The organism is Sphingomonas sp. Leaf32 (assembly GCF_001421765.1).
Lineage (GTDB): Bacteria > Pseudomonadota > Alphaproteobacteria > Sphingomonadales > Sphingomonadaceae > Sphingomonas.
Genome location: NZ_LMLA01000010.1, coordinates 120,163 through 137,525, shown reverse-complemented (window position 1 = coordinate 137,525; position 17,363 = coordinate 120,163). Strand labels below are relative to the sequence as shown.

The window sequence follows — 17,363 nt, the reverse complement described above, 5'->3', positions numbered from 1 at the left end:
CGCCTTAAATCCCAACGGAGCGGAATGACGATGGAACGGCTGCTGATCCCCACCTTCGAGTTTCCGCCCTATGCCGGCGGCGTCGGCACCTTCTGCGTCGAACTGGCGAAATCGCTGGCGGCGCGGGGCATCGCCGTCACTGTCCTGGCGCCTGATTATGGCCGGGCCGATCACCCGGAGGACGCCGGCTATCCGTTCAAGGTCGAACGCTTCCCGGCATCGGGCTATTCGGCGAAGATACTGCCGACGCTGGTCCGCGCACTGCTGTCGCGGCGCACGCGGTTCGACCGCTGGCTGATCGCCGACTGGCCGTTCATCATCGCCGCCGGCATCGCGCGTACCTTCGCCAAGCTGCCGCCGTTCCGCATCTTCCTGCACGGCACCGACGCGCTGATCCTGGCGCAAGGCAAGGTCCCGAAGCTGTTGCGCACGACGAACGTGTTCGGCCATGCCGAGGCGGTGATCGCGAACAGCGAATACACCCTGTCGATCGCGCGCGCGAACCATCCATCGCTGGCGAATACCGCGACCAAGGTCGCGCTGCTGGGCGTCAATCCCTACTGGTTCGACGATGCGGGCGACACCGCCGCGGTCAAGGCCCGCCTCGGCATCCCCGCCGACCGCCCGCTGCTGCTCAGCGTGTCGCGTGTGGACGAACGCAAGGGCCACCGGCTGATGATCGCGGCGGTCGCAGCGCTTCCCGACGACCTGCGCCGCGATGTCGTGTACGTCATTGCCGGCCGTCCGGGCGATGCCGGCTATCAGGCGCGGCTGGAGGCGATGGTGGCAAACACCGACGCGACCATCCTGTTCACCGGCGGTCTGGCGCAGGACGACATCCGCGCGCTGTACGCCAGCGCCGACATGTTCCTGCTGGTCGGTGAAAACCGCACCGACAAGATCGAGGGCTTCGGCCTGGTCTATCTCGAAGCCGCCGGACAGTCGGTGCCGAGCATCGCCTCACCGGTTGGCGGCGTGCCCGAAGTCGTGCTGGACGAAGCGACCGGACTGCTGGTCGACGATTGCGATCCGGCGCAGACGACCGCCGCGATCGTCCGGCTGCTGCGCGACCCCGCCACGCGGCAGGTGTTCGGCGAAACAGCGCGGGAGCGGGCGCGCACCCTCACCTGGCAACGCTGCGCCGACGTCACGATGGACATCGACCCCGCCACGCCGATGCCATCCGCCTGATCGTACGTACTACCGGGGGTCCGCGGAGTGGCCCTCCGCCGTGCAGCCCTGGGCCAAGGCCGAACGGCTATCGTACCAGCGGGCGGGTCCATCGAAACTGGCCTAATGCCAGGGCGATCAACGCGGCGGTGACGACGACCAGGATCACGACCGCCAGTTCGGCCGCGAACGACTTTCCCGTGAAGATGCGCTGAAATTCCAGCAACGGGGCGAAGTGCGCGGCGAAAATGCCGAGGCTGTATCGACCGATCTTCGCTAATGGGCGCGTCACGGCGAGATCGGGGAGGTTCAGCGCCATGAAAAACATGCCCAGTCCCATCGGAACCGTACCGAGCAGAAGGTCGATCTTCAGTTTGCCGGGAAACGCAGCGAGAATTTTGAACTCACCGCCCATCAGGGCGAGGCCGACGATATACAGCACCATGCCGAGCAGGAAGGAGCCTTCCCAGGACTTCCGACGCAGGCAGTATCCGAAGACCATGAACGGAAAGCCGAAAAACAGGCCGTTCCGGATATTGAGCAGCGGATCGGGATCGGTGAACAGGAAGCGCGCATAGGGGCCGACGACCTACCCGCCCGCGTACAGGACGACGGCCGTTCCGACGAGCATCGGCAGGCTACAGAAGCGCCGCAGCACGACGAGCATGAGCGTGCCGAAGGCGAGGCTCGGCAGGAACCAGAGATGGAAGGCCGGCCCCCCGGTCATCAGCACCCATGCGACGGTCAGCGGTTCGGCCAGTACCGGAGGGCGATATTCGAAATAGACGAGATAGAGGACCAGCCAGACTGCGAACGGAATCAATATCCGCTGCACGATGTGGCGCACCGCGTTGAAAAACGAGAGATCCGACTTCATCCCGGCAAAATATCCGGCGACGATGAAGAAGAACGGGACGCCGAAACGGGACGCGAGGTCGAACGCGGTTCCGAACGTCGTCTTGTTATTGGCGTGGATAAAAACGACGCCGACAACCGCCAGAAAACGGAACACGTCTATTCCGTTGACCCGACTGTGAAGCGCTGACGAGGCGCTTGCTTCAGGGGTACTCAACGCCTGGGCAGTGCTCATGGGTATCGCCTTCGTCTCTGGTTCGACTTGCCATAGAAGACAGGCTGCTACTCCACAATCCAGCTTTTCGGATTCGTTTCCACAGTAATTGCGGAGCACCTTCCCTTACCCAAAAGCACAGCATAACCCTGGCTATTCATATGATTTTCTTGGATTTTTATATGTCAAAGCATGACGGTCGTTATCAAGCGCCTTGCTACAAGACATGACCATTGGCAGGCCGCATCAGGATACGGGTCCTGCGCTGCCGGCGTCCACCCATCATGCCGATGCCGCCTGATCGGTAGCCGGCAATCGCTTGCCGGCAACGGCAAAAGATTGCCGCGATGGTAACCATTTAGGAACACCCTTTCGGAACGGCCGGCGGGTTAGAAACGCGGTCAGGGACGACATGTCTCGTGTAGTGACCGGGAACCCGACGTGAACATCAACGCGCATCTCTATCGACAGGACGATCGCCGTGCCGAAGATCGGATGACGGTCGAACGGACGGGCACGCTCCGGCTGGCGGAGAACCCGCCCGAAGCGATCATCGTCGCCGACCTGACCCGCGACGGATGCCGGATCGACGCACCGGTGCCGCTGGCCCCCGGCACCATGATCGGTGTCGGTATCGCCGGCGTCGGCACGGTGCAGGCCGAGGTCCGCTGGCGCAAGGGCTCGATCCATGGCTGCGCCTTTGCCGAACCGCTGCGCTCGGGCGCGGTGACGGCGGCGGTCATGTCGAACGTCCACCCCTTTCCGGGCAGCGCCGAGCCGGTCGCGATCAGCCCCAAGCTGTCGACCCGCACTAGCGCGATGCTGCTGACCGGCATCGCGGCCAGCGGCTGGGCGGTGGTCGGGGCGATGCTGTGGCTGTTCGACTGACCGGTCGGGTCAGTCGAACGTCGCGCTGAGCGGCACACCCGACAGGCGCGCGGCGTCGATCACGACCGGTCGCGTGCCCACATCGACCGTCGCCGCCGGTGCCGACGGCGCCGCCTGGCACAGGGGCCGCGCCGCGACCGGTCGGCCGCCGAACGACAGATGCGCCACCGTTCCCTGCTGTTCGGCAAAGGCGACCAGCCGCCGCCCCTGCGTCCCGTCGAGCTGGATCAGGGTCAGCCCGCCGCCCTGGCGCAACACGCGCCAGCGCCGCGCGGCGTGGACGATGCGGGTAACGTCGGCGACCATGCAGGCCCCTGGCTTGGGCTTGTAGTCGTAATCGAACAGTCCGAAATTATCCTCCAGCTCGGCCGGGTTCCGTCCCTGATCGCGCATCTGGTAGATCCATACCCCGCCCAGCCACGGCGTCGCCGCCGCCCACAGCAGGAACTGCGCGGCGTTGTCGCCAGACTGCTGGCGGGGAATGTCGCAATGCCCGCCGGTCGTGGTCGGCCAGCCGATTTCGGTGATGAAGATCGGCAGCGCGCGGTCGCCCTGCTTGGCGACCTGCATCCGACGCAGCAGTTCGATCCGGCCGATCGCTTCGGCGGCGGTCCGTTCATTCTGGCGCTTGCAGTGGTTGTAATAATGGACCGACAGGCCGTTGGCGCGATCGGTCGCGCCCAGCGCCACGACCGCATCGGTCCATTTCCATTGCGGGTCCTCGCCCACCGCGCCGACCAGGATGAACGCATTGGGGTCGGCGGCGCGGATCGCATCGACGGTGCGACGCGCCAGCGGAGCATAGTTGCTCGCCGAGCGCGGATCGTCGGGCAGGCCGGCATCGGCCAGCCGGGGCCGACCCTGCGCCGCCGACATATTCCACTCGTTCCAGATTTCGTAATAAGGCGGCTTGGCCCGCATCGCCTTTGCCGCCTCGCCGGCAAAGGCCGCGAAGAGCGCGCGCCCCTCGTCATCGATCGGTGTCGCCCCCTTGCGGAAAGCGGGATGACCATAGGCCGGTATCAGCAACGGACGCACCGGCGTCGCCGCGATCATGCCCGCGAGACGCGGCGACAGCGATCCCGGCTGGTCCAGCCCATTGCGCTTGAACACCTGCCACGGCAGGTCGTCGCGAAACGAATCGACGCCCAGCATCGCGATCGCCTTCGCGGTGGGCGCGGCTTCGTAGCCCCAGGTCTGGTTCAGGCCGAAATGCACGCCGACGCCCATGATGATCGGCTTTGCCCGCGCAGGCAGCGCCTCATAGTTCAGGGTCAGCGCAACCAGCGGCTTGGTCGGCGCGGCCGCACCGGCCCACAGCAGCGACAGTCCAAGCGCGGCGACTCCCGCCAGTCCCGCCGACGCGATCGTCGCGCGCCGCCGCCTGTTGCGAAGTGGGTGCCAGGTTCGTTGCATTGCCAAATCTCCGCAGCCTGCGTCCATCGAACGGCAACCATACCGCATCGCAGCACGATCACCAATCGCGGGGTAGAACGCCCAAGCGTGTTTGCGGCCCGGTCCGACACGACGCGAGCGAGGAAGGGTCGGGGGTCGATTTTGTTTCGCAGGTGCGGCATAGCCCCTGCCATGCCAGCCCCCCGCGACTCCGCCTTGCCGCACCTCTATGTCAACGGCCGCTTCCTCGGGCGGTCGGTGACCGGCGTCGAACGGTTCGCGCATATGGTGCTCGACCGCCTGCATGACCGCCAGCCGGCGGACGGCCGAGCGCCCGGCGTCACCATCCTCGCCCCGCCGGGGATCGAGGCACCCGCCAAATGGCCGCGCTTCGCGTTCCGCACAGTCGGCAGCGGCGGCGGCCATCGCTGGGAACAGCTATCGCTGCCCGCGGCGGCGCGGGACGGGGTGCTGCTGGGGCTGTGCAATTCGAACCCGGTGCGCCCGCGCCGCGCGCTGACCGTGATTCACGACGCCGCCGTCTATGATTTCGGACAGGGATTTGCGCGCAGCTACCGCCTGCTCCACCGCACGCTCGGCCGGCTGCTGGCGCGCCGCTCGCACATCGCCACCGTGTCGCGCTTCTCGCAGGCGCGGCTGGCGGCGATCCTGCATCTGCCGCCGACGTCGATCGCGGTCATACCCAACGCGGCCGACCATATCCGCGCGATCACGCCCGATCCCGCGATCCTCGCCAAGCACGACCTGACGCCCGGCCGCTATCTGCTGATCGTCGGGTCGTTCGCCCCCAACAAGAACCTGCCGCGCACCATCGCCGCGTTCCAGTCGATCGCCGGCCCCGAGGACCGGCTGGTCCTGGTCGGGGCGGCGGTCAAATCCTTTGCCGCCAACGGCATCGATGCGGTGCCGGACGGCGTGATCCTGCCCGGCCGCATCGACGACGAATCGCTGATGGCGCTCTATGCCCATGCCCGCGCGCTGGTATTCCCGAGCCTGTACGAAGGCTTCGGCATTCCGCCGCTGGAGGCGATGCAGTTCGGCACGCCGGTCGTCGCGTCGACCATCCCGCCGGTGCGCGAGGTGTGCGACGATGCCGCACTCTATTGCGATCCCGAGGATGCGACCGCGATCGGCACGGCGATGCGGCGGATGCTCGATGACGACGACCTGCACCTGCGCCTGTCCGCCGCCGCCCGCGCCCGCGCGCTGGCGTTCCGCTGGGACGACAGCGCCGACCGTCTGTTGGAGGCGATCGCCGCGATGGGCTGACGCCCGCCGCCCGTTGCGCAACCGCCGGTACGACCGACCGTCTGTCGTCGCACAACCGGCGTTTCGGGGGCCACGCAGGGCGGCCCCCTTTGGGTTTCGCCTACCAGCCGATCACGCGATAATGGGTCGCGGCTTCCAGCAGCTGCGCCCATGCCGCCGTGTGTACCCCGTCGGGCAGCGCACCGGACGCCTGCGCGCCGGATCGCCCGCCCAGCAGCGCTTCTTCATCAAGAAACATCGACTGGGTCGTCAGCGCGATGCGCAGTGCGGTCGCCTGCCAGCGCCGGCGCACGTCGTCGGCGCCATAGGCTGGCGACACGCCCCCGATCGATGGCCAGACCAGTACGACGCTGCCGGTCGCGCGGGCGGTCGCGACGATCGCACGGATATTCGCTTCCCACTGCGCCAGCGTGACCCCGGTATTGATGTCGTTGGTGCCGAGCTTCACGAAGGTCAGATGCGGCTGATACGCGCCCAGCGCCGCCAGCGGCGACGCGGGCTTGGTCGTGCCGCTCTGGACGACGCTGGTCGTGCCATAGATGCTGGTATTGGCGACCTCGATCCCCGGCAGCGCGCTGTCCCACGCCACTGTCCCGGCGACCGAGACATAGCCGCCGCTGGCCCAGCCATATTGGATCGGGTCGGCCGATTTCGTCGCAAAGACGATTTCGGATCGGGTGAACCCTTCCGTCCCGGCGGTATTGATCGTGAGGGTTTCGGCCCCCTTCGTGACACGAAGCACGCCGCCGGTCGGGCTGATGCGAACGAACACTGATGCCCGGTCGATCGATCGCGACGGCTGAAACGCACCGATATTGGTCGTATTCGTCGCCAGCGTCGGACCGCCGAGCGACACCTCCCCGCCGCCCCAGCCGGTAAAGCCGCTGCGTCGGGGATCATAGGCGGCGACCGCCGCCATCGACTGCATCCCCGCCGTGCCGAACCACGAATCCCGAACGACGAACCCATCGCCTGCGAACAGCGTCGCCAGTTGTGCCGGCCATGCCTTGGGAAAGGCGCCGTCCATGCGTTGCGATCCCGTGCCGGCACCGGCACCGGCGGTCTTGCTGTCGCCGACACAAGCGATGCGCGCGACGTCGGTCGCACCGCCCTTCAACCGGGCCATCTGCGCCCGCCACGGCAGCAGCGTGGCCGGCGTCGCGTTGATGAGGGATACGGGGGCCGCGCCGACCCGGGCCAAGTTGCCGAGCGTAACGCCCCCGGTTGCGCCAGAAGGTCGTGCCATGGTTCAGGCCTCCGCGATCAGGTCGGTGGCGGTCGTGCCGGTCGCGCGAACAAATTGCGCGCGCACCGCGATGTAGCTGGCATCGGGCAGGTTGCGGTACGTCACATCGGCGGTGCCGCGCACCCCGCGCAGCGTCAGATCGCCGCCGGTCCCGACATAGATCCCCTTGGGCACGGTCGGCAGTTCCTGCGTGTCGCTCGGCACGACGGGAAACGGGGCGGTGGCCGGCGCCTCGGGGCTGTCAGCATGGGCGGAAAAGCGATCGGGCATGATTCCTCCTGTCTCGGCCGGCGCGGTGCCGGCACAGGAGTTCCCGCTATGTTCTTGTCAGGTGAATGTATCCAACAATCGCCGCAACCCCGTCAGGCGGCAGTTCCCGCGTAGAAGGCGAGATAGTTGCCGACGACCTTTTCCTCCGAAAACGCCTCCAGCACCTCAGGCGCCACGCCGCGCACCGCGCGCCAGTCGTCGGCCGATTCGAGCGCGTCGGTCAGCCGCGCGGCCAGCGCCGCACTGTCGTCCTTGGCATAGATCGCGCCCAGCGGGGCGAGATGGCCGATCTCCGGCGTCCCGCCCGCATCCGAATAGATCACCGCCTTGCCCCTTGCGAGACAGTCGATCATCGTGCGCGGCAGCGGTTCGGGCCAGGTCGACGAAATGATGACGACGTCGACCCCGGCATAGAAGTCGTCGGCGTTCACGAATCCCAGCCAGCGAATGCGCGGATCGAGATAGCGTGCCTGCAGATCGGCGACATAGCTGCCCTTGCCCGCGCCCGCGATCACCAGCTGCCAATCGGGCCGTTCCAGCCGCGCGAATGCCGCCAGCACGACCTCGATCCCCTTTTCGGGTTCGACGCGCCCGATGAAGCCGAACGTCAGCCCGCCATCCTCCGGCACCTCCGCCGAGGTCGGGGCGGAACGGACATCGGCGATGTTGAAGATCACGCGCGCATCGGTGTCGTTGAAATAGCCGTGGCGACGATGGGTATCGATCACATATTGGCTGTTCGACGCGACGGCATCGACCAGCACCGAATTATCCTTCTTGCGCCCGGTCAACAGCTTGCAGTCGACACAGCGCTGCACGCAATCGTCGCCCGCGCGGTACAGCGACGCGCGCGCGCACAGCAGGCTGTAGTCGCGCAGCGTATGGACGATGCGGATGCCCCGCCGCTTCGCTTCGGCCCAGATCTCGGTCGAAAAACCCTGAAGGTTGTTGGTGTGCAGCACGTCCGGGCGAACCCGCTCCATCAGCGCGGTCAGGTCGCGGGTCGCCGCCGGATTGCGACGGTCGCGGACGTGCCATGCCAGCCGACGCGCCTTCGATTCGTGGCGCTCGGCATCGAACGGCCAGTAGAGGTTGCGCAGCGGCAGGCGATGCACGGTCACGTCACCGTCTCGCTCCTCGCGCACCTCGTCGACATCGTGCAGGCTGGCGACGTGCACGTCGTGGCCGCGTCGGGCGGCCGCGCGCGCCAGCAGTGCGACGCTGCGCTCCGCGCCGCCCACGGTCGATGGCGGATACAGGGTGTTGACGATCAAAACCTTCACGACTGCGTCTCCGCCCCCTTTTCGACCAATGCCGCCCCGAACGTACCGCCGCGCTAGTAACAGTTAAGGTCCGGCAATGATATGGTAGCGCCAACCACGATACGAAGGTTCCATGCCGCACTGCAACCTTGACCTGGTAAATCATGGAGACGAAGGGCCGCACATGACCGAACCATCGCCCTACGCTCCCGTATTTTTCCTGCTGCTCCGGCAGGATATCGCCCATTTCGCCCGGCGCGACGGCGAAACGGTCACCTGGCGCTTTCTGATACGCCTGTTCCTGCTGACACAGGGGTTCCAGTTCGTGCTGGCGCGGCGGATACAGGAGGCGTTGCCGCGCATCCCGGTGATCGGCCGTCCGGCGCGACGCATCTGGTGGTGGTGGACCTGCCGCCGCTTCGGGGCCGAACTGGCGATCGATGCGACCTTCGGCGGGGGTCTGTACATCCCCCATCCCTATGGCATCGTCGTCGGCGCATGTTCGGTCGGGCGCGACGTGGCCATTCTCCAGAATGTGACGATCGGCACCCGCGGCGACGACGACATCTGCCGGGCGGTCATCGGCGATGGAACCTATCTGGCCGCCGGTGCGGTTATCCTGGGTCCGGTGCAAATCGGTGCCGGCGCGAAGATCGGTGCGAATGCCGTCGTGTTGAGGGACGTCGCGGCGGGCGACGCCGCGGTGGGTGTCCCGGCGAGAACGGTACGTTCCGCGCATACACCGGATATTCACTTGAAATAAGCACTCTGTCGATACACGGTCGACGAGCGAGGGGGCCACGACAGTTTAGATGCGTATCTTGGAAGTCAGTGCCTTCTACACTCCGTATATTATCGGGGGCGCGGAAATCTGTGCGCAAAATCTGACCGAATGGTTCACCGAACAGGGGCATGACGTCGCGGTATTGTCGGCCGCGCCGCAGCGCGAGCACGAAAGCTGGGGCACGCCGATGAACGGCTATCGCCTCTACCGCGTCGGCACGCCGCACATCTATCCGGTATTCCAGGCCAGCACCGCGCCGGCATGGAAGAAGCCGATCTGGCATCTTCAGGACATTTACGACCCGCGCAACGAAGCGATGTTCGAACGGGTGATCGAGGATTTCCGGCCCGACTTCGTCCATATCCACTGGATTCAGGGGCTGGGCTATAACGGGCTGAAGGTGCTGGCGAAGCACGACATCCCGACCGCGATCACGCTGCACGACCTCGCCTATGTCTGCGTGCGCACGACGATGTTCCGCGGCAATCACGAATGCGTGCGCCAGTGCAATGGCTGCCGCCTCAGTATGCAGGCCAAGGTCGGCTATCTGGAGGACATTCCGCGGCTGGGCTTCATCTCCCCGTCGCGGGCGAATCTGGAAAAGGTCGGCAGCCTGATGCCGATCGCGGACTATCCCTCGTTCCACATCCTGAACCCGATCACCTACCCTCCCCCCGAAGTCGAGCACACATCGTCGGACAAGGTGCGGCTGTTGTTCGTCGGACGGCTGGAGAATACCAAGGGGATCGGCTTCGTGCTCGAACTGCTCGAGCCGCTGGCGGAACGCTACGACTTCCACCTGACGGTGCTGGGCAAGGGGCCGGAGGAAGACGCCTTGCGGCGCCGGTTCGGCCATCATCCCTGGGTCGATATCGTCGGCCATGTGCCATTGCAGCAGGTCGCCGACACCATGGCGCAAAGCGACCTTCTGCTCGTGCCGTCCCTCTGGATGGAAAACTCGCCGGGCGTCGTGTTTCAGGCGCTGGGCGTCGGCCTGCCGGTCCTGGCCAGCGACAAGGGCGGATTGCCCGAACTGATCGAACCGGGCCGGAACGGCTATATTGCACCGGCGGGCGACGCCGATCGGTGGCGCGACCAGTTCGTGTCGCTGCTCGAACGTCCCGAACAGCTACAGGCATTGCGCGAACAGGCATCGGCATCGACCGCCGAGTTCGATTACACCCGTCTTGCCCAGAAGATGCTCGATGCGTTCGCGGTCATCCGCGACCATCGCCGTCCCGCAAAGGACCAGCGGCATGGCTAAGCCCATGTTGCAACGCAACATTGCAACTTGTCCCTGCTTGCCGATCCGGGCATAAGGCGCACCGTGAAACCATATATGCTCTCCAGACACCGTGCCTTCGGCACGCTGGTGCCTCTTGTCGCGGGCATCATGACCGTCCCGGCCATGGCACAGACGGTATCGCCGGCATTCCAGCCGCGCGAAACGCGGGTGGAGCGTCCGAGAAATCGCGAACCAGCCTTCACCCTATCGGCCGGGCTGCTGGGCACCTATGACGACAATATCTTTCGGATCGACAGCCAGCGGCAGCAACCGGTCGACGATTTCATCCTGACGCCGTCGGTTACCGCGCAGTACAAGCGGCAGATCGGGTCGAACGACGTCACCGTACGCGGCGATGCCAGCTACGGCTATTACATCAAAAATCCGGGCCGCAGCCGGGTTCAGGCGGTTCTCGACACGCAAGGTACGTTCCGGATCGCCGGCACCTGCGTGCTGAAACCGCTTGCCCGCATCCAGCGGCAGCGCGCCGATTATGGCGACATCAACGGATCGATCGACAATTTCCAGACCTTCACCGCGCTGGGGCTGGAGGCGACCTGTCCGCGCACCGTGGGGTTCTTTCCGATCGTCGGCGTCCGTCGCGACACGTCCGACAACGATCCGCGCTTCGCCTTCGCGAATCAGAAGGCGGTCAGCTATACCGCCGGCATCGGCTATGCCCGGCCCAGCATCGGCACGATGACCGCCTATTACAACCGGATCGACAGCGACCGTAGCGCGATCGGCGTCACCAACCATATCGATCGTGCCGGCGTCACCTTCGTCCGCTCGGTCGTGTCGAGCGCATCGCTCAAGGCCGACATCCAGTATCTCAACGCGCGCAGCGTCGGAGCGGTCGTCCGCCCCTATCGCGGACTGGGTTGGGCCGGCGAACTGATCTATCGTCCGCTGCCGCGCCTGGCACTGACCGGGACGACCGACCGCCGCATCATCAACGACACGCTGGTCCCGGCCGGCTTCGCGGTGCAGACCGACTATGGATTGCGCGCCGATTGGCAGTTTGCCGAGCGTACGCAGATCCGGGTGCAGGGCAACTACGCCACCCGATCGTTCCGCGGCGATCCGCTGGTCATCGTCAGCGGGATCAATTCCGATACGCTGGTCGACGGACTGGTGCGCATGACCCGCCGGGTCGGTGCCCGCATCGATCTGTTCGCCGAGGGGCGTCACATCTCGCGTCAGACCGACACCGACGCCAACCAGTATAAAGTCACCCTGGCGACAGGCGGCATCACCTATCGTTTCTGATCGACGAATCATCCGTGAAGGATCGACCATGTATTTGTTTCGAGCATCGCTGATCGCCGCGCCGTTGTTGGCGCTGGCCCCCGCCGCCATCGCGCAGACCGCAGCCCCGGTCGTCGCGCAGGCGCCGGCTGCCGCCTATGTCCTTGGGCCGAACGACGAGATCGAGGTCAAGGTCTTCGGCCAGCCCGACATGAGCTACAAGACGCGCATCCGCGCCGACGGCACGATCACCGCGCCCTATCTCGGCACGGTCACGGCGGCGGGCAAGACCACGGGCCAGTTGTCGGACGAGATGATGCAGACGTTCCTGCGCCAGAAGATCCTGAGCGCGCCGTCGATCAACATCGAAGTGACGACCTTTGCCAGCAAGACGGTGACCGTGCTCGGCGCGGTGCCGACCGCCGGCATCTATGCACTCGACCAGCCCTATTCGGTTGCGGCGATGGTGGCGAAGGCCGGCGGCCCGCGCGCCGATGGCGCCAATACCGTCATCCTGACCCGTGCCAACGGACAGGTCGAACGCATCGCGTTGACCGATGCCGCGACCGCCGCGACGCGGCTGGTGGGGCCGGGCGACACTGTATTCGTGCCGAACGCTGAAAAGGTCTATGTCTATGGCGAAGTCAATCGCGGTGGCGCCTTCCCGGTGACGCCCGGCATGACCTTCCGCCAGGCGCTGGCGCTGGCCGAAGGGCCGACGCTGGCCGGTTCGACCAAGCGGATCGAGGTACGGCGCGGTGGCAAACCGCTCGACAAGCCGACGCTGGACGACGCGGTGCAGCCCGAAGACGTGCTGGTCATCAAGGAAAAATGGTTCTGATGCCCTTTTCCCCCGCCCGGCCCCGTCCGCGTTTCGCAAGGTATTGCGTATGAACGTCTTCCGTCAGTTCGCCGACTGGCTCGGTCGCGTGCTGGAGCCTCGGCCGATGCAGCGCAGCCTGCCCGCGCCGGTGCCGGGCGCCGCGCTGGCGCCGGCCGTGCCGTTCCAGGCCGCCGCTCCCGCCCCGGCCAAGCCGGCACGGTCGCGCCGCGCGATCATGCACGAGGTATTCGACACGGGGATGCCGGTCGCCAATCGGGCCGGGCTGGCCGGTCGCACCGACGAACTGGAACGCCTGCTGGAAGCAGTGCTCGATCATCGCAAGCACGGCATCATCTATGGCGCGCGCGGGTCGGGCAAGACGTCGCTGTCGCGTATCTTCGGCGACATGGCCGACGAACGCGGCTGCCTGGTCCTGTACAATCTGGCCAGCGGCGACATCGCCTTTTCGGACCTGTTCCGGCCCTATCTGCTCGACATCGCCGCCGAACCGCAGTCGAAGGTACGTCGCTCGGAAGTAGAGGCGCTGCTGAACGAGCCGTTCGATGCGCGCCGGCTGGCCAGTCTGCTCGCCGACCGGGTCGAACGGCGCACGATCCTGATGCTCGACGAGTTCGACCGGGTGCACTCGCTGGAGACCAAGGCCGAACTCGCCGCGCTGATGAAGCTGCTGTCGGACATGCGGTCCGAGGTCAGCATCGTCACGATCGGGATCGCCGCCAATCTCGAGGACCTGATCGCGGGTCATCCCTCGCTGCGCCGCCACCTGATCGCGGTGCCGGTCGGCGGGCTGACCCCGACCGATCTCGACGCGCTGCTGCGCCGCTGCCTGACCCGCGTCGACCTCGACATCACCGACGATGCCGCCGCGATGATCGTGTCGGCGGCGGTCGGATCGCCCTATCACCTGCGGCTGTTCGGGCTGTACGCCGCGTTGCAGGCCGATATTGCGGGGAAGTCCGTGATCGACCACGACGTCGCCGTACGCGGGCTGGAAGTCGCCTTTGCCGAATGGCGCGACGTCAGCCGCCGCAACGCCGACCTGCTGCTGTCGCAGATCGACCGGCCGCGCACCCTGGCGCTGCCCGCCGCGATCATCTGCCTGAACGCCGCGATGCGCTCGCGCGTCGATCGTGGCGAGGTCATCGCCGAACTGGACGAACCGAACGCCGCCGAACAGGTCGACGCGATGCTCGCCACGCTGGGGCCGATCCTGGTCGAAAGCAGCACGTCCGGCCAATATGTGTTCGAGGATTCACTGGCGCCGCAGTTCTTCCTGCTGCTCTTCACGCGCAAGATCGCGTCGGGCGGGGCCGAACGCGGTCTGGGCGCGGGCCATGACCTGCGCGCGCTACTTCAAGACAAGGGGGCCACCCAATGATGAGCTTCTCCGACCTGATCAGTGCGATCCGGCATCGGCTGCGTACCGTGATTATCGTCGGGCTGCTCGTGTTCGGCGCTCTCGTCGCGCTGGCCATGGTGCAGAAGCGCCAGTACAGCGCGTCGTCGTCGCTGCTGGTCGACCTGACGCAGAGCGATACCAACGCGACCAACGCCAACGGCAACACGCAACAGAACGCATCGGTGATCGACACGATCATCGGCACGCAGATCGACATCATCCGCAGCAACGCGGTGCTGGAGGAAGTCGCGCGGACCGACCCCGCGTTCCAGAGCCCGGCGTTCGGCGAAACCGCCGAACAGCGGATTCAGAATGCCAGCGGCCTGCTGCGCCGCCAGCTGATGATCGGCAGCGAAAAGGGCAGCAACGTCATCCGACTGAGCTATACCTCGACCGATCCCGAGGCGGCGGCGGCAACGCTCAACCGCATCGTCGACACCTATCTGACCAAGCAGGTCGAGTTGCGCACCAGCCCGGCCCGCAACAGCGCGAAATGGTATGACGAGCGCACCCGCGCCGTCCGCGAACGCTTCGAACTGGCGCAGACCCGCCTGTCGGACTTCCAGCGCGCCAACGGCATCGTCGGCGTCGACCGCATGGATATCGAAGGCGATCGGGCGAAGAACCTGTCGACCGAACTGGTGCAGGCACAGGCCGAAGCTGCCGCCGCCCGCGCCCGCGCGACGTCGACCGACGGCCCGGAAGTCGAATCCTCGACCATCGTGCAGGAACTGCAGCGCGAAGTCGGGATGCAGGCGGGCAAGGTCGCCGAACTATCGAAGACGCTGGGCGCCGCCCACCCGACGATGGTCGCCGCCACTGCCCAGCTGTCGGCACTGCGCAGCGAACTGGCCAAGGCGCGTTCGACCCAGGCCGGCGCGCTCGATTCGGCCAGCCTCGCCGCCGGTCGTCGCGAGGCCGAACTGCGCAGCAAGCTCGAACAGCAGCAGCAGCGGATGCTCAGCATGTCGGGCGTACAGGATCAGCTGAACGTCCTGCAGCGCGACGTCGACGCCACCCGCCAGACCTACGACACCGTGCGGCAGCGGTTCAACGAAGCCTCGCTGCGCAGCGAGATTTCGCAGGCCAATGCCAGCCGTCTCGATCAGGCCGTGGCCCCGCTGCTCCCCTCCACCCCCAACCTGCCGCTGTGGTTCGCCGCCGCGCTGGTGCTGGGGCTGGGTGCCGGCATCGGTGCCGCCGCCGCGCAGGAATTCGTGCGTCCCCGGCTGCGCACCGCCTCGGGCACCGCATCGGCGCTCGACCTCGACGTCATCGTCGACATGACCGCCCTCGACGGGTCCGGTCGCCACCATTCGAACAGGGAGTTCGCGGCATGAGGATTCGGTCGAGCAATTGGGCGGACGACAACGCCGCCCCGGTCGCGACCGACCGTGCCGAGCGGGTCGGCGTCGCGCCGGCGGCATCGGCGGCACAGGTCGATCCGTCGCTGGTCGCGGCGTTCGACCTCGAACTGCCCTATGTGGTCGCGCTCCGCACGGTGCGCAGCCGGATCGTGCAGCATTATGGCGCCGACGGCGAACAACAGGCGTTTTCCTGCGCGCTGATCGGGCTAGATTGCGAAGAGGAACTGGCCGCGTTCGCCGCCAACCTCTCGGTCGTCATGGCACGGATGCAGACACCGACGCTGCTGATCGACGGCAATCTGTCGCAGGCGTCGATGCACCCGCTGTTCGGCCTTTCCGAACGGACCGAGGCACAGGGCACGCCGATCGCGAATCTGTGGATCGCCGGATCGGGTGGCGCCACCGGACAGGCGGCACTTGAACAGCGTCCGATCCTCGAGCGCAGCTATGACTGGAACCTGCCGGTCACGCAGACGCTGGCGGTGCTGAGCGTGCAGGGTGCGGCCAGCGCCGCGTCGATCGCGGCCGCACTGGCCGGGTTCGACCAGGCGATCTTGCTGCTGCGCAAGAACGTCACCGGTCGCCGTCCCGCGCGGCAGCTGGTCGACCGGCTGGATGAACGGCGGATCGCGATCACCGGCACCGTGCTGGTCTGACGTTCGCGGTCACGGTTTCATCATGCGTATCCTGCACGTCTGCGACAGCATCATCGGTGGCACCGGAAGCTATCTGGCGGAACTGCTGACGTTGCAGGCGCAGCGGCGGGGGCCGGGCAAGGTCATGCTGCTGATGCCGCGTGAGCATCGTGACCATATCGAGCCGCGGCTGGCGAACAGCGGCGTCGAATTCCGTTATTTCACCCGCAAGAGCCGGCTGCGCGGCATGGGCCGGCTCGCGCTGACGTTCCTGTCGGTCCGACGGGAGTTCCGTCCGGACATCGTGCACGGGCATACCTTCGGCGCGGGAATCATCACTCGCGTCCTGCGGTTCGGTCGGCGGCCGGCGACGGTCTTCTGCCCGCATGGCTGGGCGTTCGATATCGAGATGCCGGCGCCTGCCCGCAAGCTGCTGATCGCGATCGAACGGCTGCTGGCGCTACGTTCGGAAAAGATCGTCCTGATCTCCGAACATGAGGAACGCCGCGCCCGTTCGATCGGGATCGCGGACAAACGGCTGGCGCTGGTGCCCAACGGCATCGCCGCCGCGCCGCCCGCCATTGCCGCGGTACCATGGGACGATGATCGGCTGAAGCTGTTGTTCGTCGGCCGGTTCGACCGGCAAAAGGGCCTCGACCTGCTGATCGAGGCGATCAAGCCGCTGGCGGACAAGGTCGCGCTGCGCATCGTCGGCGCACCGGCGGTCAGCAGCGGCTATCATCCCCCCGCCCTGCCCCATGTCGACATTCGCGGCTGGCGCGACCGCGACGGCGTGGTGGCGGAGATGAAGGCCTGCGACATGCTGGTCGTACCGTCACGCTGGGAAGGGTTCGGGCTAGTCGCGGTCGAAGCGATGCGCGTCGGCAAGCCGGTCCTCGCCGCCGCCGCCGGTGGCCTGAACGACATCCTTGATGACGGTCGCTACGGCATCACCGTACCGGTCAACGATCCGGTCGCGCTCCGCGCGGCGATCGAGACGCTGTCGTCAGACAGGCTGGCGACGCTGGCCGAGACGGGCCATACCCGCTTCCACGACCGCTACACCGCCGAACGGATGACCGACGACATCGACCGGGTATACGCCGAACTGGCGTGATGCGTCGCGGGTTGGGGGGCGCGAACCGCCTTACCTGCGCAACGATCAAGATCCCACGTCGAAATCATGCCGTACCCCCGCGAAGGCGAGGGTA

General features: G+C 66.5%; 17 protein-coding genes. 11 read left to right on the top strand and 6 right to left on the bottom strand.

Annotated features, from left to right (window positions below):
* Nucleotides 1-24: 24 nt before the first annotated feature.
* Nucleotides 25-1,191 carry a glycosyltransferase family 4 protein gene (locus tag ASE83_RS14465; RefSeq protein WP_055791639.1) on the top strand — a complete coding sequence of 389 codons (1,167 nt, stop codon included), beginning with the start codon at nt 25-27 and terminating at the stop codon, nt 1,189-1,191.
* 67 nt (nt 1,192-1,258) lie between these two features.
* On the opposite strand, the gene ASE83_RS14460 is transcribed toward ASE83_RS14465, so the two are convergent.
* Together ASE83_RS14460 and ASE83_RS14455 are read right to left on the bottom strand one after the other, a co-directional pair.
* Complete coding sequence (locus ASE83_RS14460) at nt 1,259-1,672, bottom strand: hypothetical protein (RefSeq protein ID WP_055791632.1); 414 nt, start codon at nt 1,670-1,672, stop codon at nt 1,259-1,261.
* A gap of 87 nt (nt 1,673-1,759) precedes the next feature.
* Nucleotides 1,760-2,260, bottom strand: coding sequence for an acyltransferase family protein (locus tag ASE83_RS14455; protein WP_082443364.1), 501 nt, complete (start codon nt 2,258-2,260; stop codon nt 1,760-1,762).
* A 420-nt stretch (nt 2,261-2,680) separates the two neighbouring features.
* Between ASE83_RS14455 and ASE83_RS14450 the strand changes: the two genes are divergently transcribed.
* Nucleotides 2,681-3,127, top strand: a complete 447-nt coding sequence (locus ASE83_RS14450) for a PilZ domain-containing protein (RefSeq protein ID WP_055791626.1) — start codon at nt 2,681-2,683, stop codon at nt 3,125-3,127.
* 9 nt (nt 3,128-3,136) lie between these two features.
* On the opposite strand, the gene ASE83_RS14445 is transcribed toward ASE83_RS14450, so the two are convergent.
* The gene (locus ASE83_RS14445) at nt 3,137-4,543 is read right to left on the bottom strand and encodes a cellulase family glycosylhydrolase (RefSeq protein WP_055791622.1); all 1,407 of its coding nucleotides are present in this window, start codon (nt 4,541-4,543) and stop codon (nt 3,137-3,139) included.
* Between the two features lie 171 nt (nt 4,544-4,714).
* Here ASE83_RS14445 and ASE83_RS18640 point away from each other — a divergent pair, with 171 nt between their 5' ends.
* The gene (locus ASE83_RS18640) at nt 4,715-5,812 is read left to right on the top strand and encodes a glycosyltransferase family 4 protein (RefSeq protein ID WP_162236626.1); all 1,098 of its coding nucleotides are present in this window, start codon (nt 4,715-4,717) and stop codon (nt 5,810-5,812) included.
* A 100-nt stretch (nt 5,813-5,912) separates the two neighbouring features.
* On the opposite strand, the gene ASE83_RS14435 is transcribed toward ASE83_RS18640, so the two are convergent.
* From ASE83_RS14435 to ASE83_RS14425, 3 genes are all read right to left on the bottom strand, one after another.
* Complete coding sequence (locus tag ASE83_RS14435) at nt 5,913-7,058, bottom strand: SGNH/GDSL hydrolase family protein (RefSeq protein WP_082443363.1); 1,146 nt, start codon at nt 7,056-7,058, stop codon at nt 5,913-5,915.
* Nucleotides 7,059-7,061: 3 nt separating this feature from the next.
* A complete protein-coding gene (locus ASE83_RS14430; protein ID WP_055791613.1) occupies nt 7,062-7,328 on the bottom strand; it encodes a spike base protein, RCAP_Rcc01079 family in 267 nt (88 codons plus the stop codon).
* A 92-nt stretch (nt 7,329-7,420) separates the two neighbouring features.
* Nucleotides 7,421-8,611: a glycosyltransferase family 4 protein gene (locus ASE83_RS14425; RefSeq protein WP_055791611.1), complete on the bottom strand. Its 1,191-nt coding sequence runs from the start codon at nt 8,609-8,611 to the stop codon at nt 7,421-7,423.
* Between the two features lie 163 nt (nt 8,612-8,774).
* Here ASE83_RS14425 and ASE83_RS14420 point away from each other — a divergent pair, with 163 nt between their 5' ends.
* The 8 genes from ASE83_RS14420 (at nt 8,775) to ASE83_RS14385 (ending at nt 17,269) form a co-directional block, all read left to right on the top strand.
* Nucleotides 8,775-9,353, top strand: coding sequence for a serine O-acetyltransferase (locus ASE83_RS14420; RefSeq protein ID WP_055791606.1), 579 nt, complete (start codon nt 8,775-8,777; stop codon nt 9,351-9,353).
* A 49-nt stretch (nt 9,354-9,402) separates the two neighbouring features.
* Nucleotides 9,403-10,638, top strand: coding sequence for a glycosyltransferase family 4 protein (locus ASE83_RS14415; protein ID WP_055791603.1), 1,236 nt, complete (start codon nt 9,403-9,405; stop codon nt 10,636-10,638).
* 63 nt (nt 10,639-10,701) lie between these two features.
* Entirely contained in the window at nt 10,702-11,928 is a 1,227-nt protein-coding gene (locus ASE83_RS14410) for an outer membrane beta-barrel protein (protein ID WP_156353197.1), read from the top strand.
* Between the two features lie 28 nt (nt 11,929-11,956).
* On the top strand, nt 11,957-12,748 hold the full coding sequence (locus ASE83_RS14405; RefSeq protein ID WP_055791600.1) for a polysaccharide biosynthesis/export family protein: 792 nt from the start codon (nt 11,957-11,959) through the stop codon (nt 12,746-12,748).
* A gap of 49 nt (nt 12,749-12,797) precedes the next feature.
* Nucleotides 12,798-14,129, top strand: a complete 1,332-nt coding sequence (locus tag ASE83_RS14400) for an ATP-binding protein (RefSeq protein ID WP_055791596.1) — start codon at nt 12,798-12,800, stop codon at nt 14,127-14,129.
* Entirely contained in the window at nt 14,126-15,490 is a 1,365-nt protein-coding gene (locus ASE83_RS14395; protein ID WP_235513258.1) for a GNVR domain-containing protein, read from the top strand. Before ASE83_RS14400 ends, ASE83_RS14395 begins: the two co-directional genes overlap by 4 nt.
* Nucleotides 15,487-16,173 (top strand): hypothetical protein, encoded by a 687-nt coding sequence (locus ASE83_RS14390; protein WP_055791590.1) that lies wholly within the window; start codon nt 15,487-15,489, stop codon nt 16,171-16,173. Before ASE83_RS14395 ends, ASE83_RS14390 begins: the two co-directional genes overlap by 4 nt.
* A gap of 22 nt (nt 16,174-16,195) precedes the next feature.
* The gene (locus tag ASE83_RS14385; protein WP_055791587.1) at nt 16,196-17,269 is read left to right on the top strand and encodes a glycosyltransferase family 4 protein; all 1,074 of its coding nucleotides are present in this window, start codon (nt 16,196-16,198) and stop codon (nt 17,267-17,269) included.
* The last annotated feature ends 94 nt before the right edge of the window (nt 17,270-17,363 follow it).

Bases quoted from the DNA above. Each gene is read 5' to 3' on its own strand.
- ASE83_RS14465 (WP_055791639.1), top strand. From the start codon at position 25: ATGACGATGGAACGGCTGCTGATCCCCACCTTCGAGTTTCCGCCCTAT.
- ASE83_RS14460 (WP_055791632.1), bottom strand. From the start codon at position 1,672: ATGGTCTTCGGATACTGCCTGCGTCGGAAGTCCTGGGAAGGCTCCTTC.
- ASE83_RS14455 (WP_082443364.1), bottom strand. From the start codon at position 2,260: ATGAGCACTGCCCAGGCGTTGAGTACCCCTGAAGCAAGCGCCTCGTCA.
- ASE83_RS14445 (WP_055791622.1), bottom strand. From the start codon at position 4,543: ATGCAACGAACCTGGCACCCACTTCGCAACAGGCGGCGGCGCGCGACG.
- ASE83_RS18640 (WP_162236626.1), top strand. From the start codon at position 4,715: ATGCCAGCCCCCCGCGACTCCGCCTTGCCGCACCTCTATGTCAACGGC.
- ASE83_RS14435 (WP_082443363.1), bottom strand. From the start codon at position 7,058: ATGGCACGACCTTCTGGCGCAACCGGGGGCGTTACGCTCGGCAACTTG.
- ASE83_RS14430 (WP_055791613.1), bottom strand. From the start codon at position 7,328: ATGCCCGATCGCTTTTCCGCCCATGCTGACAGCCCCGAGGCGCCGGCC.
- ASE83_RS14420 (WP_055791606.1), top strand. From the start codon at position 8,775: ATGACCGAACCATCGCCCTACGCTCCCGTATTTTTCCTGCTGCTCCGG.
- ASE83_RS14415 (WP_055791603.1), top strand. From the start codon at position 9,403: ATGCGTATCTTGGAAGTCAGTGCCTTCTACACTCCGTATATTATCGGG.
- ASE83_RS14405 (WP_055791600.1), top strand. From the start codon at position 11,957: ATGTATTTGTTTCGAGCATCGCTGATCGCCGCGCCGTTGTTGGCGCTG.
- ASE83_RS14400 (WP_055791596.1), top strand. From the start codon at position 12,798: ATGAACGTCTTCCGTCAGTTCGCCGACTGGCTCGGTCGCGTGCTGGAG.
- ASE83_RS14395 (WP_235513258.1), top strand. From the start codon at position 14,126: ATGATGAGCTTCTCCGACCTGATCAGTGCGATCCGGCATCGGCTGCGT.
- ASE83_RS14390 (WP_055791590.1), top strand. From the start codon at position 15,487: ATGAGGATTCGGTCGAGCAATTGGGCGGACGACAACGCCGCCCCGGTC.
- ASE83_RS14385 (WP_055791587.1), top strand. From the start codon at position 16,196: ATGCGTATCCTGCACGTCTGCGACAGCATCATCGGTGGCACCGGAAGC.